Source organism: Mycobacterium sp. ST-F2, from assembly GCF_001905655.1.
Lineage (GTDB): Bacteria > Actinomycetota > Actinomycetes > Mycobacteriales > Mycobacteriaceae > Mycobacterium.
Genome location: NZ_JMHT01000035.1, coordinates 14,935 through 30,712 on the forward strand (window position 1 = coordinate 14,935; position 15,778 = coordinate 30,712).

Genomic DNA, 15,778 nt, shown 5'->3' on the forward strand with positions numbered 1-15,778 from the left:
CCGGAAGTGGGGCACGGTCTCACGCGACGGCAACGACTTGCGGCGCGCCACGCCAACGTGCATGACATGTGACGCAGCCGTGTTCTAAATGTGACCCTTGTAGACCAGTGTGATCAGAGTGACTTGAGGGCAGTCAGGTCATTCAGTTCGTGGTTGGGAGCGTCCAATGTCTACAGCTCGCAAGGTGGAACGCATCGTCGCCCGGGTCTCCGCCGCCGTCTCTCGTCGTGCGGCTGACGACCGGGCCTATCGCGCCGAGATGGAGCGCTTGGTCACCCAGCAGGAGCTCGCCCTGCTCAGTAGGTAGCACTCCCGCTCGTCAGCGGAAGACGCTGAGCAGCGTCCGGCACAGGAACGGCAGGTTCGACAGCGGGATGAACTGCACCAGCGTGCGGCACACGTTGGGTGCCTGAGCCTGTCCTGCTGCGCTGCCACATACCGGCCATGCGCCGATTCCCTGTGTCTTCATGACATTTCGGGCCACCCGGATCTGTTCTCCGCGGCTGGCTGCGGCCGGTGAGCCGATGCCGCCGTTGGCGGCCCAGGTGCCCGGGCTGAACTGAAGTCCGCCGTAGTAACCGTTGCCGGTGTTGGCCGACCAGTTTCCACCCGATTCGCACTGGGCGATGGCGTCCCAGTTGGGTTCGGCGTTGGCCTCGGAGATCGCCAACGACAGTTGAGAGATCACGAGTACGCCGGATATGGCGACTGCACGAACAAATAGGTGTCCGCTCATACCCACCTCGATCCTGTTGTGCGAACGGGCACAATGCCGATCGCAAAATGGTTCGTAATTGACGTGTGGTGCTATCTGTACAGACGTTAAACCTGATAAAAAACTGAGTTAATGGGGTAATTGTTATTCTTCGAGTAAATTTAGTGTTTCTGCATACTTCTGATACTGATGAGCTTGGACGTACTGGTGTTATCCGGCGTGTCGCTGCAGGTCAGTGAGTCGTTACGGGGCTAATGTTTACCGTGTGGTTATAGGCACACGTGGGGCCTGTGATTCATTTGTTATTAGTGATTCAATCGTGCATGGTGATGTAATTGTTATTGAAGTGATCTGCGTTACTAATCATCATTAGAGTTTCCTATGTGGCAGCTGTGACTGGTGTGACTGGAGTGAATTCGCTCGTCCGGCGGTGCGCAGGAATGGCTCTGGCACAGCGATCCGTCTGCGCGCAGACTCCTCATAGGGCCGAAATTCGGTCGACGAATGCCGGGCGCGCAATGACGAACGCAGCGATCGAGACGCGGCCGCGGCGGATCACCGCCGGGCTGTTGGTGGGATGCGCGTGGGCCGGATTCCTGGCCGCGCCGACCGCAGCCGCAGGTCCGCCGGCCACCTGCCAGAGCCGCCACGTCGACGGCGTAGAGGAAGACGTCTGTGTCGGCATCCCGGGTGTGGCCGGTGGTGCCAATCCGCGCGATCTGTACCCGGACGTCGTGCCCGAGCTGTATTTCGGGGTGGGTATCGGCTTCTAGAAGCTCACGAGCCTCATGCGGTCAGCACAGCCGGCGCACAGCTACCGTCGCCATCATCGAACTCTGTGACGACGACGCTGCTTGCCGACGCCCCGGGCGGCCCCATCGCCCCGCCGTTCCCGCCTGTTGTCGCCCCCAATCACCATGGACTCTCGCTGCTCTATGGGTGGCTGCCGGTCACCATCCAGGTGATCGCCGCGATCGTGCTAGTCCTCGCCATCGGATGGCGGGGCCGTCGGTGGCGGTACCTGTGGCTGCCGGTCTGCGCGATCATCGGCATCACGGCCGCCGCGTGGGCGAACTGGTACACCACCTCACAAGGCCTCGCCGGAAACCCCGCGCCCGCGGCGCTGTGGGTCTGGGTCGGGCTGTCGGGCCTGGCCCTCGGCGTGCTGGTGCTCGGGTGGCGCGGAACCGCCTGGTGGCGTCGCGCGGTATCGATCGTCGCGGTGCCGCTGAGCCTGCTGAGCACCGGCGTCGCGCTCAACGACTGGGTCGGATACTTCCCGACCGTCCAGACCGCCTGGGGCGCGCTCACCGCCGGCCCGCTGACCGACGAGACCGAGATGTCCAGCGTCACCGCGATGAAGGCCTCGGGCACCCTCCCGTCGCATGGTGCAGTGGTCGAGGTGGACATCCCGGACACCGCGTCGGGCTTCACACACCGCACCGAGGAGGTCTACCTACCGCCGGCGTGGTTCGCGCACGACGCGCCGCCGCTGCCCGCGGTGATGATGGTCGCCGGTGAGTTCAACACCCCCGCCGACTGGCTGCGCATCGGCAACGTCGCCAGCCTCTTCGACAACTTCGCGGCCGCACACGGCGGCTACGCACCGGTGTTCGCCTTCGTCGACGCGGGCGGGTCCTTCAACAACGACACCGAGTGCGTCAACGGTCCGCGCGGCAACGTCGCCGACCACCTCACCAAAGACGTCCCGCCGTACCTGATATCGAAGTTCGGCGTCAGCGCCAAACCGGCCAACTGGGGAGTGGTCGGCTGGTCCATGGGCGGTACGTGCGCGGTGGACCTCGCGGTCATGCATCCCGAGCAGTTCGGCACGTTCGTCGACATCGCGGGTGACATGGGGCCCAACGCGGGCACCAGGGAGCAGACCATCGCGCGGCTGTACGGCGGCAGTGAAGCCCAGTGGGCAGCTTTCGATCCCCGCACGGTAATGGCCAAACACGGTCCTTACCAAGGTGTTTCGGGCTGGTTTGCGATCTCGTCGGATGCCCCGACCCAGTGGAAAGGGATGAAATCCCATCCCGATGCCGTCGGTCTCGGCGGCCGTGACGGTGCCGGAAACCCCGGTGACCAGACCGAGGCCGGGAAGGCGCTGTGCGCAGCGGGCCGGCAGGTGGGGATCGACTGCGCCGTCGTCGCGCAGCCCGGCAAGCACGACTGGCCTTTTGCGGTGACGGCCTTCCAGGCCGGCCTGCCGTGGCTGGCCGGCCGGGTCGGCACCCCGGGTGTCCCGGTGACCGGCTTCCCTGCGGGAACGGTCGCCCCGGCATCGACCGCTGGGCCCGCCGGGCCCGCCGCGTCGGTCGCGGCCGGACCGCATCCAGGGAAATAGATCCAGGGAGATCGCTGCTGGATGTAACGCCGAGCCCGTCTAAGTAGATGGACTCGTTGAGATCGTTGCGACACAGCAGGGAGTCGATGCGCGATGGGTACTCAAACCGATAATTCCGATAAAAGATTCAATCAGCAGGCCCGCCGTCAGGGGCGGTTCGTAGGAGCCGTGGCCGCCGGACTGGCGACGACGTTGACCGCGTTCACCGTGGGCGCGGCACCGGTGTCTGCCAAACCGAGCAGTGATTCCGACAGTCCGGGCACCACGACGTTGGTGCCGAAGCCGCCGCGGCAGGATTCTTCCTCGGCGCAGGACGGCTCGGGGTCCGATGGCGGCTACGGGCAGGATGGTGGCCAGCGGGGACGTAAGCAGAGGGAGCAGACGGCGGAGGCCGAGGCGCCGAGCCGGCAGGCTCCCGCCGACGTTCCGGTCGTCCAGCCCCAGCCCCAGCCGCCGGCCGCCCCGGTGGTAACTGCCGCCCCGGAGCCCAAGGCACCGGAGATCAAGGCGCCGGAACCCAAGGCCCCGGAGCCGAAGGCGCCCGAGAAGGCGCCGCAGGCACCGACCACGACGCCGCCGGTCGAGACGCCCGTCGTCGCGGCTCCGCCGTCGCACACCGAGGCCCCCGCGCCGACCACCAAGGTCACCAAGGCGCAGGAAGCTCCGGTTGAACCGACCACGCCGGCGCGGCCGTCGACCGTCGTCGCCGAGCCGGCCCCGCCGGCGCCTTCGGTGACGTCCGCGACACAGGGTCCGACGACGGCGCTCGCGGAGCGTCCGTCGCCGGCCGGTGCCGTCGAGCCGGACAAGTCGACCACTCCCACCGATCGCACTGTGGCAGAAGGCAAGCCGCTCGCGGGTCTGGAGGGCCAGTTCGGTGACCGGCTGGCCGTCGAGGCCGGCCCCGGCCGGGTCGATGCGACCGCTACGGCGTCGGCGACGGTGGCCGCTGGTTCGTCGAAGTCGGCATCGCCGTCGAGCGCGGCACGGGAGGCGCGGCCCATCGAGCTGCTCAAGCCCGAGACGCTGACCGCCCCGGTCTCCGACATTGCCACCGCCAAGGCGGCCGCAGCCGTCGACGTGAAGCTGCCGGCGCCCGCGCCGGTGCAGGACATGGCCGACCTTGCCAAGGTCGTCAACGTCGCCAACTTCAAGTTCGACAGCCGTGCGGACGTGGACCTGCGTGCCAACCGGCCCGACTGGGACCGTCACGACAACCGGCCGGGCCGCGACTGGGACAACCGGGTCCGGGTGTGGCAGCCGGACTGGGTGCAGTACGACGACTACTACCGTCCGGTGCTGTTCAACCCGTACCGCGATCCCGTGCGGGTGGTGTACGTCTACCGGAACGCGCCGCGCATCGTGTACATCCCGCCGCTGCAGCGCATCGTCATGGAGGTCGCCGACCTCGCCGCGTACAGCTTCACCGCCGTCGTGGTGAACGCAGTCAACACGGCGGTCAACGTCGCAGTGGGCAGCTTCTTCGGTGGCGGCTACTACCCGGGCGTCGGCGTGCCGCTGCCCCCGCCGCCTCCGCCGGTGCTGACCTACGCGAATGTGCCTGTGCAGGTGCGTTATTCGGATGCGGTCTACCAGCCGTTCCGGGTGCAGCGCATCGTCGATGCCGGTGACGACCAGCAGTACGGCGAACGCCGCGTGCTGCTTGACGGCGTCACGCCGGCCTGGGGTCAGTGGACCCAGAGCCCCAGCGGCGAACGGCAATTCGAGGTGCACCGGACCCAGCAGTTCCCGGGTCTCGACGAGCCGCGCGAGGCACCGCTGCCCGGTGACTACCACCTGCAACTGGTCAATGACCAGAAGGGGCTGGAGAACCCGAACAAGGCGCTGACCATCGCCGCGGTGACGTGCGGCGTGCTGAGCCTGGGTGCCATCGGCCTGAGCGTCTACATCGGGCGCCGTCGCCGCGAGGTGGTCTGACGTTCACCCCGCGGTCAGCCGCGCTGTTCCAGGCGGCTGCCGCGGGGGAACGTGATCGACATGATGTCGCTGGGTCGGGTCAACTCGAGGCGGTGCCACGTCCCACGTGGCACCGCAGGTCGATGGTGGCTGGAACCGCGAGGTCCCACACTGCCGCACTCAGCCGCTGAGTGCTCGCCGTCATGCCTCGATGGTAGGCGCGGCGGGTGCTTCCCGAGGGTTCTCGCCACCGCCGCATCAGGACTCCGTAAGGTGACCCTGTAACACCGTTACGGAACACCGGATCAGCAGAGGTGGACAGTTGAGAACCGTATTGATCGACGCCCCCGGCAATGTCTACGTCGACACCGTGCCGGACCCCGTGCTGCCCGGGCCCGACGGCGCCATCGTCCAGATCACCACGGCCGCCATCTGCGGATCCGACCTGCACTTCTATGAGGGCGACTATCCGCTGGCCACGCCGCTGGCGCTCGGTCACGAGGCCATCGGCACCGTGGTCGAGGTGGGCCCTGACGTCCGCACCGTCAAAGTCGGTGACCCGGTACTGATTTCGTCGGTGGCGGGCTGCGGCCACTGCGTCGGCTGCGACACCAAGGACCCGATCACGTGTGTGTCGGGCCCGCAGATTTTCGGCTCCGGGGTGCTCGGCGGCGCGCAGGCCGAACTGCTCGCCGTGCCGTCGGCGGACTTCCAATTGCGCCGGATGCCAACCGATCTCAGCACCGAAGCCGCCCTGCTGCTGACCGACAACCTCGCGACCGGCTGGGCCGCGGCGCAGCGCGCCGACATTCCGCCCGGCGGCACCGTCGTCGTCTTCGGTCTGGGTGCCGTCGGCCTGTGCGCGGTGCGCTGCGCCATCGCGCAGGGCGCGGGCCAGGTGTTCGCCGTCGACCCGGTCGAGGGACGCCGCGAGATGGCGGCCCGCAGCGGCGCCACCGCGATCTCCCCGGATCAGATCGGCGCCGTCTACGAGGCGACGGGCGGCAGGGGAGCGGCGTCGGTGATCGACGCCGTCGGCAACGACACCACCATGAACGCGGCGCTCACCACCGCGCGCGCGGGCGGCACGGTGTCGGTGGTCGGCGTGCACGACCTCAACCCGTTCCCGTTCCCCGCGACGCTGTCGCTCATCCGCAGCATCACCCTGCGCATGACCACCGCGCCGGTGCAGCAGACCTGGCCGGCGTTGATCCCGCTGCTGCAGTCGGGCCGCCTCGACGTCGACGGCATCTTCACCCACTCGATGTCGCTGGATGACGCGCCGAAGGCCTACGCCGCGGTCGCGGCGCGCACCGCCGACTGCATCAAGGTCACGCTGACCCCATAGCGATGATGGCCAATCAGGAGCTCCTGGACCTCAGGCTGCCGCGCCTGCGGATGCAGGCGCGGGCATGGGGACCGGCCGACGGACGATTGATGTTGTGCCTGCACGGTTTTCCGGACAGTGCGCACGGCTGGCGCCGGGTCGCGCCATTGCTGGCGGAGGCGGGCTACCGCGTGGTCGCGCCGTTCATGCGCGGCTACGCACCCAGCGGGGTGCCAGCCGATGGCAATTATCACGTCGGCGCGCTGGTGTCAGACGCGCTGGACTTATACGACGCCCTGGGCGGCGGGCCCGACGCCGTGCTGGTCGGTCACGACTGGGGTGCCTTCGCCGCCAATGCCGTTGCCGCGTACCCGAATTCGCCCTTCGATGCGGTAGTGTCGATGTCCGTCCCGCCGCTGGCGGCGATGAGCCAGGCCAAGTTCAGCCCGGCCCGCACGGCCCGGATGGGGCTGATCCAGCTCCGAATGAGTTGGTACATCATGTACTTTCAGCTCCCCGGCCTGCCGGAACGCACCCTGCACCGGGTCATCCCGCGGCTGTGGCGGGACTGGTCGCCGGCCGGTACCGACGTGGCCGAAGACGTCGCGACGACACTCGCCGCGCTCCCCACCGCTGCGCACCGTGCCGCTGCCGTCGGCTACTACCGGGCGCTGGTTCGTCCGGGTGGCGTCGGCGCGCCCTATGCCGAGTTCGAGCGGTACCTGCGGGAACTGCCGTGCGCCCCGATCCTGTACCTGCACGGTACGGACGATGGCGCGATGCAGGTCGGCTATACCGAGCAACTGCTCCAGGCGTTGCCGGCGGGCTCGGTGGTCCAAACCATCGACGGCGCAGGGCATTTCCTTCAGGTCGACCGGCCGGATGCGGTGGCCGCGGCGATTCTCGCCTACGCCGGGCGCGGTTAGCTTCCCAAGCCGACTTCCACCAGCCGGTCTGCTTCGATGGCGGGCCGCGACCACCTGTGCCCTGATTTAATTACACATTGTCATTGACAGAGCGTAATTATGAGCGCAAGCTGGTGCCATGACCACGGCAAAGAGAATTGTTTTCATCGGGGCGGCTGGTGAGATGTGCCGCGTCGCCATCGAACGCTTCGTCAAGGCTGCCGGCGACGGCAACTGGACGCTCGAGCTCTACGACATCCGGCCAGAACTCCTGCACGACTTCGCGGCGAAGCTGCCGGCCGGCTCGGCGACGGTCGGCTCGTTCGACCTCTTCGATGGCGTCGCACTGCGCCGGGCCATCGACGGCGCTCATCTCGTCGTGCTCGGGGCGGGACCGTACAACCGCACTGCCGAGCCGGTGATGGAGGCGTGCATCGAGAAGAAGGTGCCCTACCTGGATCTCGACGACGACGAGGCGAGCACGCGCGTGGCGCTGGCACTCGACGACAAGGCGAAGGCCGCGGGCGTACCGATCCTGATCTGTTGCGGGGCATCGCCCGGATACACCAACGTGATGACGGCGGACGCCGCCCGCGACATGGATGTTGTCGAGCGCATCGACATCTGCTGGGTCACCGGTGATGAGGGGCCGGTGCCGTACGGGCGTGCGGTGCTGGACCATGCGATCCGGGGTTTCGCAGGGCCGTGTTGGACGTGGGAAGGCGGCCGCGCCGTGCAGCATCAGACGTTCATCGAGAATGACGTCTTCGACGTCGGCAACTCACTGGGTGACGCCTACCGGTTCTACGAGTGCGCACACCCGGAAGCGGTGACGTTGCCGCGGCGCTGGCCGGGTGCCGATCGGGTTCGCGTGCTTGGCGCGCTCGACCCGCCACCCACCAACGGCATCATGCGCGGCGTCGCAGTTGCCGTGCAGGACAACAAGATCACCATGGATGAGGCCATCGACTTCGTCAACGACCTGCTGACCGACAAGAACGGTTCGCTCAAAGTGTGGCGGTACGCGCTGTCGGGGCTCTGGGGCACGATCCGTCGCGGCGAGATCGGGGCGGTCGAGGTGCTGAAGTTCATGGCCACATCGGCGGCCAAGAAGCACCCGCCGTTCCGCGGCACCAACTACGTGCGGGTGACCGGCACTCGCGATGGGCAGCCGGTGGTGTCGGTGCGACGGGCACCGGTGAGTGGTCCCGGTACCCCCTGGACCACCATGGCGTCGCTCACCGGCTCGGCCACCGCGGCGTTCATGATGTTGGCGGTCGATCAGTTGGGTCAACGATCGGGCGTCCTGGCGCCGGAGGACTGGGCGGGCCCCGAGACCTTCTACAACGCGCTGGCAGCCACCGGAGGAGCGCCCTTGCACCAGGTGGTCGAGGCCGTCGTCACGCCGAGCACGGCGGTGACCTCTCGGAAGGCAGTCTCGGCATGAACCTGCTGACCGAAACCGGTTGGGCCGCACAGCCGGTCGCCGAACCTCCGCTCGCCGGCGAGGTGACGTGTGACGTCGCTGTCGTCGGGGGTGGCGTCGGCGGGATGACGGCCGCACTGCGCCTTGCCGAATCGGGCGCCGACGTCGTGTTGCTCGAAGCGCAGACGTGCGGCTCGGGTGCGAGTTCGCGCAACGCCGGCTACGTCACGAACTCCATCGCTGCCGACCCGGCGCTGCTGGCACTGCTGTTCCGAAGGGAGAAGGTCCGCGCACTGTTCCAATTCGCCGAATCCGCAGTGGAATTCACGCAGGAAGCCATCGCGAGCCGGGGCATCGACTGCGACTTCGAAAAGGTCGGCATCGTGCAGGCCGCGGTGTCGAAGGGGCAGTTGCGCAAAGCCAAGCGGAACGCGAAGATCATGGCGGCGGCGGGATCGTCGGCCGAGTTCGTCGAAGGACCCGAAGCGGGGTTGCCCGACGGATTCCTCGGCGGCATGCGCGAAGGCATCGGCGGCACGCTCAACCCGGGGAAGTATGTCCTCGGCCTGCGCGACGCGGTGCTGGCCTCGGGGGCAAGGGTTTTCGAGCGCACCCAGGTGGGTGACGTCAGCGCTGGTGCGGCCGGCGTGGCCGTCGAGACCGCCGGCGGACGGGTGCGCGCCAAACAGGCGCTGCTCACCACCAACGCCTACGGCAAGGACCTCGCCGTCACGCCGCGCAGGCTGGTGTCGCCGGTGTGGACCTCCCTGGTGGAGACCGAGCCCATCGCCCCGGAGCGCCTCGATGCCATCGGGTGGACCAGCCGCGCACCCCTGGTGACGGCGCACATGATCTTGGAGAGCTACCGCGTAACCCCCGGGAACACCATCGTTTTCGGCACCCGCCGGCTGGAGACCACCAACGGCCCGCTGCTCGCGCGGACGCCGTCGCCGCCCGTCGTCGACGATCTCGTGCGCGGCTTCCGGGAACGCTTCCCTGGACTGAGCGATGTTGCGCCGCAACGGGCCTGGGGTGGCTGGATCGGTATGAGCTCCACCTGGCTGCCGGTCGCGGGGGAGGCAGCGCCCAATGTCCTGTATTCGTTGGCGTGCAACGGACATGGCTTCGCCCAGGCCCAGTACGTCGGCAGCATGCTCGCCGACAGGCTTTCCGGCGCGCCCATGCCCGACGACCTCAAGGCCATCTGGCATGACGGCCGATTCTGGCCCAGCTTCGTCAGCCAGCCGGCGCTGACACTCGGTTGGTTCGGTGACCGGGTTCTCGACCGCCTCGCCCCGATCTAGGCAAAGGACCAGAACATGGAAATCATCGGCGCGTTGTTCGCCCTTGCTGATCTGCTCATGATCTTCGCCGGCTTCACCTACGGCTGGAAGTTCATTCGCAACCATCAGAACTACCTGCTCGGCCTGGAATGGATCATCGTCGCGACCTCCGGGGTCAACTTCCTGGTCTACGGTCTACTACGGCTGAGCCAGGACAGCCCGAGTTTCCACGTCGCGATCTTCTTCGACGCGTTCTCCAGGTCGGTCGGGATCACCTTGATCCTGGTGCTGGGCTTGATGGCGGTGACCCATGGATACAAGCCGTCGCGCGCCGTCGATATCGGTGTCTTCGCGCTTGCCGGTGTGGTCGGCCTCGGCTTGACGTTCTACGCCTTGCGGACGGCATCACCCACCACGCACCACATCGGTCTGGCCGGCGCCGTGTTCCTCGTCGCGGTGAACGTCCTCACCACCGTCTTCCTGATCTATTTCGCCATGCGGCTGTGGCGCATCGGCGAGCGGAAGCACGCGGTGCTCGTCGTGATCGCCACTGCCATGGGAGCCGTCATCGCGGCGACGTATGACTTCTATTCGGTACCAGGTGACGACGCGAACCGGACCATCTTCTACACCGCGGCGCTGACCACGTGGGCGGTGCAGCTGACCGTCTACTACTACGCATACCGTGCGATGGACAATCACAACCGAAATCGCACCGTGGTTGTGATGAACTAGGGACACGATGAGCAGACGTCCCAAGCATGATCCCAAGGAGTCCGAACGCGAGATCCTCGTGGCCGCGGAGGAGTTCTTGCGGGAGCGGCCATTTCGCGAGATGACGGTCGATGCGGTGATGAGCCGCACCGGCCTCAAGCGGCCGGCCTTCTACGTGCATTTCCGCGACCGTCATGACCTCGCCCTGCGCGTGGTCGAGGAACTGGGTATGGAGATCGGCGAGATGGTCGACCGGTGGCTGGTGGGCACCGATCTGGTCAACGATGCAAAGTCGGCATTCAAGGGACTGACAGAGGTCTACTCGCAACACGGGCGCGTCCTGCGTGCGCTGTCGGATGCGGCGGGCAGTGACGACAAGGTCGAAGCCGCATATGCGGAACTGATTCAGCAGTTCATCGACGCCACCGCCAAGCGCATCGCCGACGACCAGGCGGACGGAAAGATCAATGCCGACCTCGATGCGAGCGAAACCGCGCGGGCCCTGGTGTGGATGGACGAACGCTATCTGACACAGTCGTTTTCGGCCGAGCCCTACCCGGATCCCGATGTCGTCGTCGAGGTGTTGTACAACATTTGGATGGCAGCGTTATACGGACCGCGGTAGTCATGCGGGTACAACTGCAGATCGACGGAGCGCCTCAGCGCGCCGCCGACCACGCCCGCGAGCTGGCCGGCCTCGGGGCCGACGGGGTGTTCACCTTCGAAGGCCCGCATGACGTGTTCCTGCCGCTGGTTGCGGCGGCCGGCGCCGCGAGCGTGGACCTGATGACCAACGTCGCGATCGCCGGGCCGCGCAGTCCACTGCATCTCGCGCACGCGGCGTACGACCTGCAGGTGTACAGCGGGGGCAGGTTCCGGCTCGGCCTGGGCTCACAGATCAAGGTGCACATCGAAAAGCGTTACGGCGCGCAGTGGGCCAAGCCCGCCGAGAAGATGGCCGAGACCGTCACCGCGATCAAGGCGATCTTCGACTGCTGGGAAGGCAAGGCGCCGTTGAATTTTCGCGGCAAGCACTTCACCCATACCCTGATGCCGCCGAACTTCAATCCCGGCCCCAACCCCTTCGGGCCGCCGGCGGTGCTCATGGGTGCGCTGGGTCCGATCATGACCCGCACCGCCACCGCGGTCGCCGACGGGCTGCTGGTGATGCCGTTCCACAGCGCCAGGCATTTCGCCGACCGGACCCTGGTGGCAGTGGGGGAGGGATTGGCGCGCGCGGGGCGCGTGCCGGGCGATCTGCAGATCATTGCGCAGGCCATGGTGGCGGTGGGACGCACGGAAGAGGACCTGACCGCGGCGATCAACGGCGTCGCCACGCTGATCGCGTTCTACGGCTCGACGCCGGCGTATCTGCCGGTGCTCGAGACCGAGGGCTGGGCGGACCTGCAGCCCCAACTCAACGCGATGTCGAAGGTCGGTGACTTCGCCGGCATGCGGGCGTTGATCAGCGACGACATGGTCCGGACCATCGGCATCGTCGGTACCCCGGAGGAGTGCGCCGCCGAGATCGGCCGCCGCTTCGGCACGCACGTCGACGAAATCTGTTGCTATTTCCCGGGTTACGAACAGCGAGCCGACGACGTGCGGGACCTGGTCACCGCGCTGCACGCCCAGTGATTTGTGCACGAAAATCCGCGGTCAGCGCGGAAAATCGTGCACAAATCGCTAGGGACTACGGGGCCTGGACCCAGTTCCAGACGTTCAGGTCGCCCTTGGGGTAGTTCTGGCAGACGTCGGTCGCCTTGGCGACGACGCCCTTGTTGTTGAAGAAGATCTTGGCCCAGTTGCCCCAGTGGGTGGCCACCTGCTCGTAGTAGACGTTGGTGGCGGTGTCCTCGGAGTACTGGCGGCGGCCCACCGGGTCGAGCGAGAAGAACCAGTGGATGCGGTCCTGCGCCATCTGCTGGATGTCGGCTGGCCGGTTGTGCATGTCGATCATGTAGCGCGAGTAGTAGACCGGGCTGGTGTCGCGCGCGGCGGCCAGGTACTGCTCGGCATCACACGTGGTGATGATGATCCGGTGGGGGATCGGGTAGTCGTCGGTGGCATCGGCGGCGGCCGGCCCGGCGAGAGTCGTCGCGATGGCGCCCAAGGCCGCGATCCCGATACCGGCACGCTTCAGACCACGCATGATCTCGACCATAGTCCTCACTCCTGTTTCCTAGATACCTGTGCTGTTGGAAGTCGATTGCAGTTCGCCGGACGGCTTGGGCTGCGGCCACGGCTCGGGCACCGGACGCTGACGCACCCGCTGCGGCCACCAGAACCACTTGCCCATGAGGGCGGCGATGGCCGGCGTCATCAGAGATCGGATGATCAACGTGTCGAACAACAGGCCCAGGCCGATGGTTGTTCCCACCTGACCGACCACGTGCAGCTCGCTGACCGCCATGGACATCATGGTGAAGGCGAAGACCAGGCCGGCGGAGGTGACCACCGAACCGGTGCCGCCCATCGACCGGATGATGCCGGTGTTGAGGCCGGCGTGAATCTCTTCCTTGAACCGGGCGACGAGCAGCAGGTTGTAGTCCGCGCCGACGGCCAGCAGGATGATGACCGCCATCGCGATGACCATCCAGTGCAGGTTGAGCCCGATCAGGTGCTGCCACAACAGAACCGACAGACCGAATGACGCGCCCAGCGACAGCACCACGGTGCCGACGATGACCGCCGCGGCCACCACGGATCGCGTGATGATCAGCATGATCGCGAAAATCAGTGAGAGGGCGGAGATTCCGGCGATCAGCAGGTCGTAGTCGGCGCCCTCCTGCAGGTCCTTGAAGGTCGCCGCGGTGCCACCGAGGTAGATCTTGGAGCCCTCCAGGGGAGTGCCCTTGATGGCCTCCCTCGCGGCGTTCTTGATCGCGTCGATGTGCGAGATACCTTCGGCGCTCATCGGCTCGCCCTCATGCGAGATGATGAGCCGCACCGCTTTGCCGTCGGGCGAGATGAAGTTCTTCATGCCGCGCTTGAATTCGGCGTTGTCGAAGACCTCGGGCGGCAGGTAGAACGAGTCGTCGTTGCGGGAGTTGTCGAACGCCTCGCCCATGGCGCTCGCGTTGTCCTGCTGCGCCTGCATCTGATCCTGCAGACCCTTCTGGGTCTGGTACATCGTCAGCATGTACTGCTTCATGTTGGTCATCGTCGAGATCATCTCGGGCATCAACGCGACCATCTGAGGCATCAGCTTGTCGAGCTTCAACATGTCCGGCATCAGGTTCTGGATGTCGTCGGTCATGGTGTCGATGCCGTCGAGGGTGTCGAAGACCGAGCGCATGGTCCAGCAGACCGGGATGTCGTAGCAGTGCGGTTCCCAGTACAGGTAGTTGCGGATCGGCCGGAAGAAGTCGTCGAAGTCCGAGATGTGGTCGCGCAGGTCGGCCACGTCCAGGGTCATGTTGACCATCTTGGCGACCATGCTGTGCGTGGTGGCCGCCATCTGGGTGGTGATGCCCTGCATCTTCTTCATCGTGTCGATGTTGATCTGCATGTCGTTGGCCTGCTTGAGCATGTTGGCCATCGAGTCCTGGGCGTACTTCTCGTTCATCTTCTGAGAGGTGCCGCTCATGCTCATCAGGAACGGGATCGAGGTGTGCTCGATCGGCTTGCCCTCAGGGCGGGTGATGGTCTGCGACCGGGATACCCCCGGCACCTTGAAGATGGCCTTGGCGATCTTGTCGATCACCAGGAAGTCGGCGGAGTTGCGCAGATCGTGGTCGCTCTCGATGAGCATCAGCTCGGGGTTCATCCGCGCCGGCGAGAAGTGCCGGTCCGCCGCGGCATAGCCCTCGTTGGCGGGGATGTCGGCCGGCAGGTAGAGGCGGTCGTTGTAGGCCGGCTCGTAGCCAGGCAATGTGAGCAGGCCGACCAGAGACAGCGCGATGGTGCCGACCAGGATGGGGGCCGGCCAGCGGACCACGACGGCGCCGATCTTGCGCCAGCCGCGCACGCGCATCGCGCGCTTGGGCTCGAGAGTCTTGCGGAACCGGCTGGCCAGCGAGATCACGGCCGGGCCCAGCGTCAGGGCGGCGAACACCACGGTGACCATGCCGATGGCCAGGGGAACGCCGAGCGACACGAAGTAGGGCATCCGGGTGAAGTGCAGGCAGAACGTCGCGCCCGCGACGGTCAGGCCGGAGCCGAGCACGACGTGGGCCGTGCCCTCGAACATCGTGTAATAGGCGTCTTCGCGGGATTCGCCCGCGCCGCGTGCTTCTTGATAGCGGCCGATCAGGAAGATGGCGTAGTCGGTGGCCGCCGCGATCGCCAGCGTCACCAGCAGGTTGGTAGCGAAGGTCGACAGGCCGATGATGTCGTAGAAACCGAGCGCCGCGACGACGCCCTGTGCGGCGGACAGCTCGAGCACCACCATCAGCAACGTCAGCAGCACCGTGATGAACGACCGGTACACGAGCAGCAGGGTGATGATGATGACGCCGAAGGTGGCGGCCTCGATCAGCTTGAGGCTGCGGTCACCGGCGATGTGCTGGTCGGCCGCGAGCGCCGCGGGCCCGGTCACGTAGACCTTCAGGCCGGGCGGCGTCTTGATGCTCTTGATGATGTCCTGCGCGGCCTGAACGGATTCGTTGGCGAGCGATTCGCCCTGGTTACCGCGCAGGTAGACCTGGACGTACGAGGCCTTGCCGTCGTTGCTCTGCGAACCGGCGGCGGTCAGCGGGTCGCTCCAGAAGTCCTGGATGTGCTCGACGTGCGCCGTGTCGGCCTGGAGCTTCTTGATCATCTCGTCGTAGTAGGCGTGTGCCTCTGCGCCGAGCGGCTGATCGCCTTCCAGCACGACCATGACCGAGCTGTTCGACTTGAATTCCTGGAACACCTCGCCGATGCGCTTCGTCGCGATGACCGACGCGGCCTGGTCCGGTGACATCGAGACCGAGCGCATCTTGCCGACCTCGTCGAGCGAAGGGACGGCGCTGCCGAGGAAGACGATGACGCCGATCCAGAACAGGATGACCGGGATCGCGAAGGTGCGGATGAGGCGGGCGATCAACGGCCGATGGGGCGGCTGCTCGGCCTTCGGGAAGATGACGGTGTCTTCGTCGGTTGGATGCGTCATGCAGATTTCACCAGGCAGAAGGTCTGGGCGTGCACGCCCGTGGAGG

General features: G+C 66.5%; 14 protein-coding genes. 11 read left to right on the forward strand and 3 right to left on the reverse strand.

The features are described 5' to 3' along the window. Positions 1-166 precede the first annotated feature (166 nt). A complete protein-coding gene (locus tag EB75_RS29295; RefSeq protein WP_168176042.1) occupies positions 167-307 on the forward strand; it encodes a hypothetical protein in 141 nt (46 codons plus the stop codon). A gap of 12 nt (positions 308-319) precedes the next feature. Here EB75_RS29295 and EB75_RS14425 read toward each other — a convergent pair whose 3' ends face one another. After that, on the reverse strand, positions 320-736 hold the full coding sequence (locus EB75_RS14425) for a transglycosylase family protein (protein WP_073696076.1): 417 nt from the start codon (positions 734-736) through the stop codon (positions 320-322). Between the two features lie 497 nt (positions 737-1,233). Here EB75_RS14425 and EB75_RS14430 point away from each other — a divergent pair, with 497 nt between their 5' ends. The 10 genes from EB75_RS14430 (at position 1,234) to EB75_RS14480 (ending at position 12,275) form a co-directional block, all read left to right on the forward strand. Beyond that, entirely contained in the window at positions 1,234-1,488 is a 255-nt protein-coding gene (locus EB75_RS14430) for a hypothetical protein (protein ID WP_073696065.1), read from the forward strand. A gap of 65 nt (positions 1,489-1,553) precedes the next feature. Next, the gene (locus EB75_RS14435) at positions 1,554-3,065 is read left to right on the forward strand and encodes an alpha/beta hydrolase (RefSeq protein WP_073696066.1); all 1,512 of its coding nucleotides are present in this window, start codon (positions 1,554-1,556) and stop codon (positions 3,063-3,065) included. Positions 3,066-3,233: 168 nt separating this feature from the next. Continuing rightward, complete coding sequence (locus tag EB75_RS14440; protein ID WP_073696067.1) at positions 3,234-5,003, forward strand: hypothetical protein; 1,770 nt, start codon at positions 3,234-3,236, stop codon at positions 5,001-5,003. Between the two features lie 301 nt (positions 5,004-5,304). Continuing rightward, complete coding sequence (locus EB75_RS14450) at positions 5,305-6,330, forward strand: alcohol dehydrogenase catalytic domain-containing protein (protein ID WP_073696068.1); 1,026 nt, start codon at positions 5,305-5,307, stop codon at positions 6,328-6,330. A gap of 5 nt (positions 6,331-6,335) precedes the next feature. Beyond that, a complete protein-coding gene (locus EB75_RS14455) occupies positions 6,336-7,235 on the forward strand; it encodes an alpha/beta fold hydrolase (protein WP_073696077.1) in 900 nt (299 codons plus the stop codon). A 118-nt stretch (positions 7,236-7,353) separates the two neighbouring features. Further along, a complete protein-coding gene (locus tag EB75_RS14460; RefSeq protein ID WP_073696069.1) occupies positions 7,354-8,661 on the forward strand; it encodes a saccharopine dehydrogenase family protein in 1,308 nt (435 codons plus the stop codon). Further along, positions 8,658-9,944, forward strand: coding sequence for an NAD(P)/FAD-dependent oxidoreductase (locus EB75_RS14465; RefSeq protein ID WP_073696070.1), 1,287 nt, complete (start codon positions 8,658-8,660; stop codon positions 9,942-9,944). The genes EB75_RS14460 and EB75_RS14465 overlap by 4 nt, the downstream gene beginning before the upstream one ends. 15 nt (positions 9,945-9,959) lie before the next feature. Beyond that, positions 9,960-10,658: a transporter gene (locus EB75_RS14470; protein ID WP_073696071.1), complete on the forward strand. Its 699-nt coding sequence runs from the start codon at positions 9,960-9,962 to the stop codon at positions 10,656-10,658. 7 nt (positions 10,659-10,665) lie between these two features. After that, the gene (locus EB75_RS14475) at positions 10,666-11,262 is read left to right on the forward strand and encodes a TetR/AcrR family transcriptional regulator (RefSeq protein ID WP_073696072.1); all 597 of its coding nucleotides are present in this window, start codon (positions 10,666-10,668) and stop codon (positions 11,260-11,262) included. Positions 11,263-11,264: 2 nt separating this feature from the next. Then, positions 11,265-12,275 carry a TIGR03617 family F420-dependent LLM class oxidoreductase gene (locus EB75_RS14480; protein ID WP_073696073.1) on the forward strand — a complete coding sequence of 337 codons (1,011 nt, stop codon included), beginning with the start codon at positions 11,265-11,267 and terminating at the stop codon, positions 12,273-12,275. A gap of 55 nt (positions 12,276-12,330) precedes the next feature. On the opposite strand, the gene EB75_RS14485 is transcribed toward EB75_RS14480, so the two are convergent. Beyond that, positions 12,331-12,789: a DUF5078 domain-containing protein gene (locus tag EB75_RS14485; protein ID WP_073696078.1), complete on the reverse strand. Its 459-nt coding sequence runs from the start codon at positions 12,787-12,789 to the stop codon at positions 12,331-12,333. A 30-nt stretch (positions 12,790-12,819) separates the two neighbouring features. Then, a complete protein-coding gene (locus EB75_RS14490; protein WP_073696074.1) occupies positions 12,820-15,732 on the reverse strand; it encodes an MMPL/RND family transporter in 2,913 nt (970 codons plus the stop codon). Between the last annotated feature and the right edge of the window lie 46 nt (positions 15,733-15,778).

Excerpts from the sequence above, each read along its gene's own strand:
- EB75_RS29295 (WP_168176042.1), top strand. The coding sequence starts at position 167 with ATGTCTACAGCTCGCAAGGTGGAACGCATCGTCGCCCGGGTCTCCGCC.
- EB75_RS14425 (WP_073696076.1), bottom strand. The coding sequence starts at position 736 with ATGAGCGGACACCTATTTGTTCGTGCAGTCGCCATATCCGGCGTACTC.
- EB75_RS14430 (WP_073696065.1), top strand. The coding sequence starts at position 1,234 with ATGACGAACGCAGCGATCGAGACGCGGCCGCGGCGGATCACCGCCGGG.
- EB75_RS14455 (WP_073696077.1), top strand. The coding sequence starts at position 6,336 with ATGGCCAATCAGGAGCTCCTGGACCTCAGGCTGCCGCGCCTGCGGATG.
- EB75_RS14460 (WP_073696069.1), top strand. The coding sequence starts at position 7,354 with ATGACCACGGCAAAGAGAATTGTTTTCATCGGGGCGGCTGGTGAGATG.
- EB75_RS14465 (WP_073696070.1), top strand. The coding sequence starts at position 8,658 with ATGAACCTGCTGACCGAAACCGGTTGGGCCGCACAGCCGGTCGCCGAA.
- EB75_RS14470 (WP_073696071.1), top strand. The coding sequence starts at position 9,960 with ATGGAAATCATCGGCGCGTTGTTCGCCCTTGCTGATCTGCTCATGATC.
- EB75_RS14475 (WP_073696072.1), top strand. The coding sequence starts at position 10,666 with ATGAGCAGACGTCCCAAGCATGATCCCAAGGAGTCCGAACGCGAGATC.
- EB75_RS14480 (WP_073696073.1), top strand. The coding sequence starts at position 11,265 with ATGCGGGTACAACTGCAGATCGACGGAGCGCCTCAGCGCGCCGCCGAC.
- EB75_RS14485 (WP_073696078.1), bottom strand. The coding sequence starts at position 12,789 with ATGCGTGGTCTGAAGCGTGCCGGTATCGGGATCGCGGCCTTGGGCGCC.
- EB75_RS14490 (WP_073696074.1), bottom strand. The coding sequence starts at position 15,732 with ATGACGCATCCAACCGACGAAGACACCGTCATCTTCCCGAAGGCCGAG.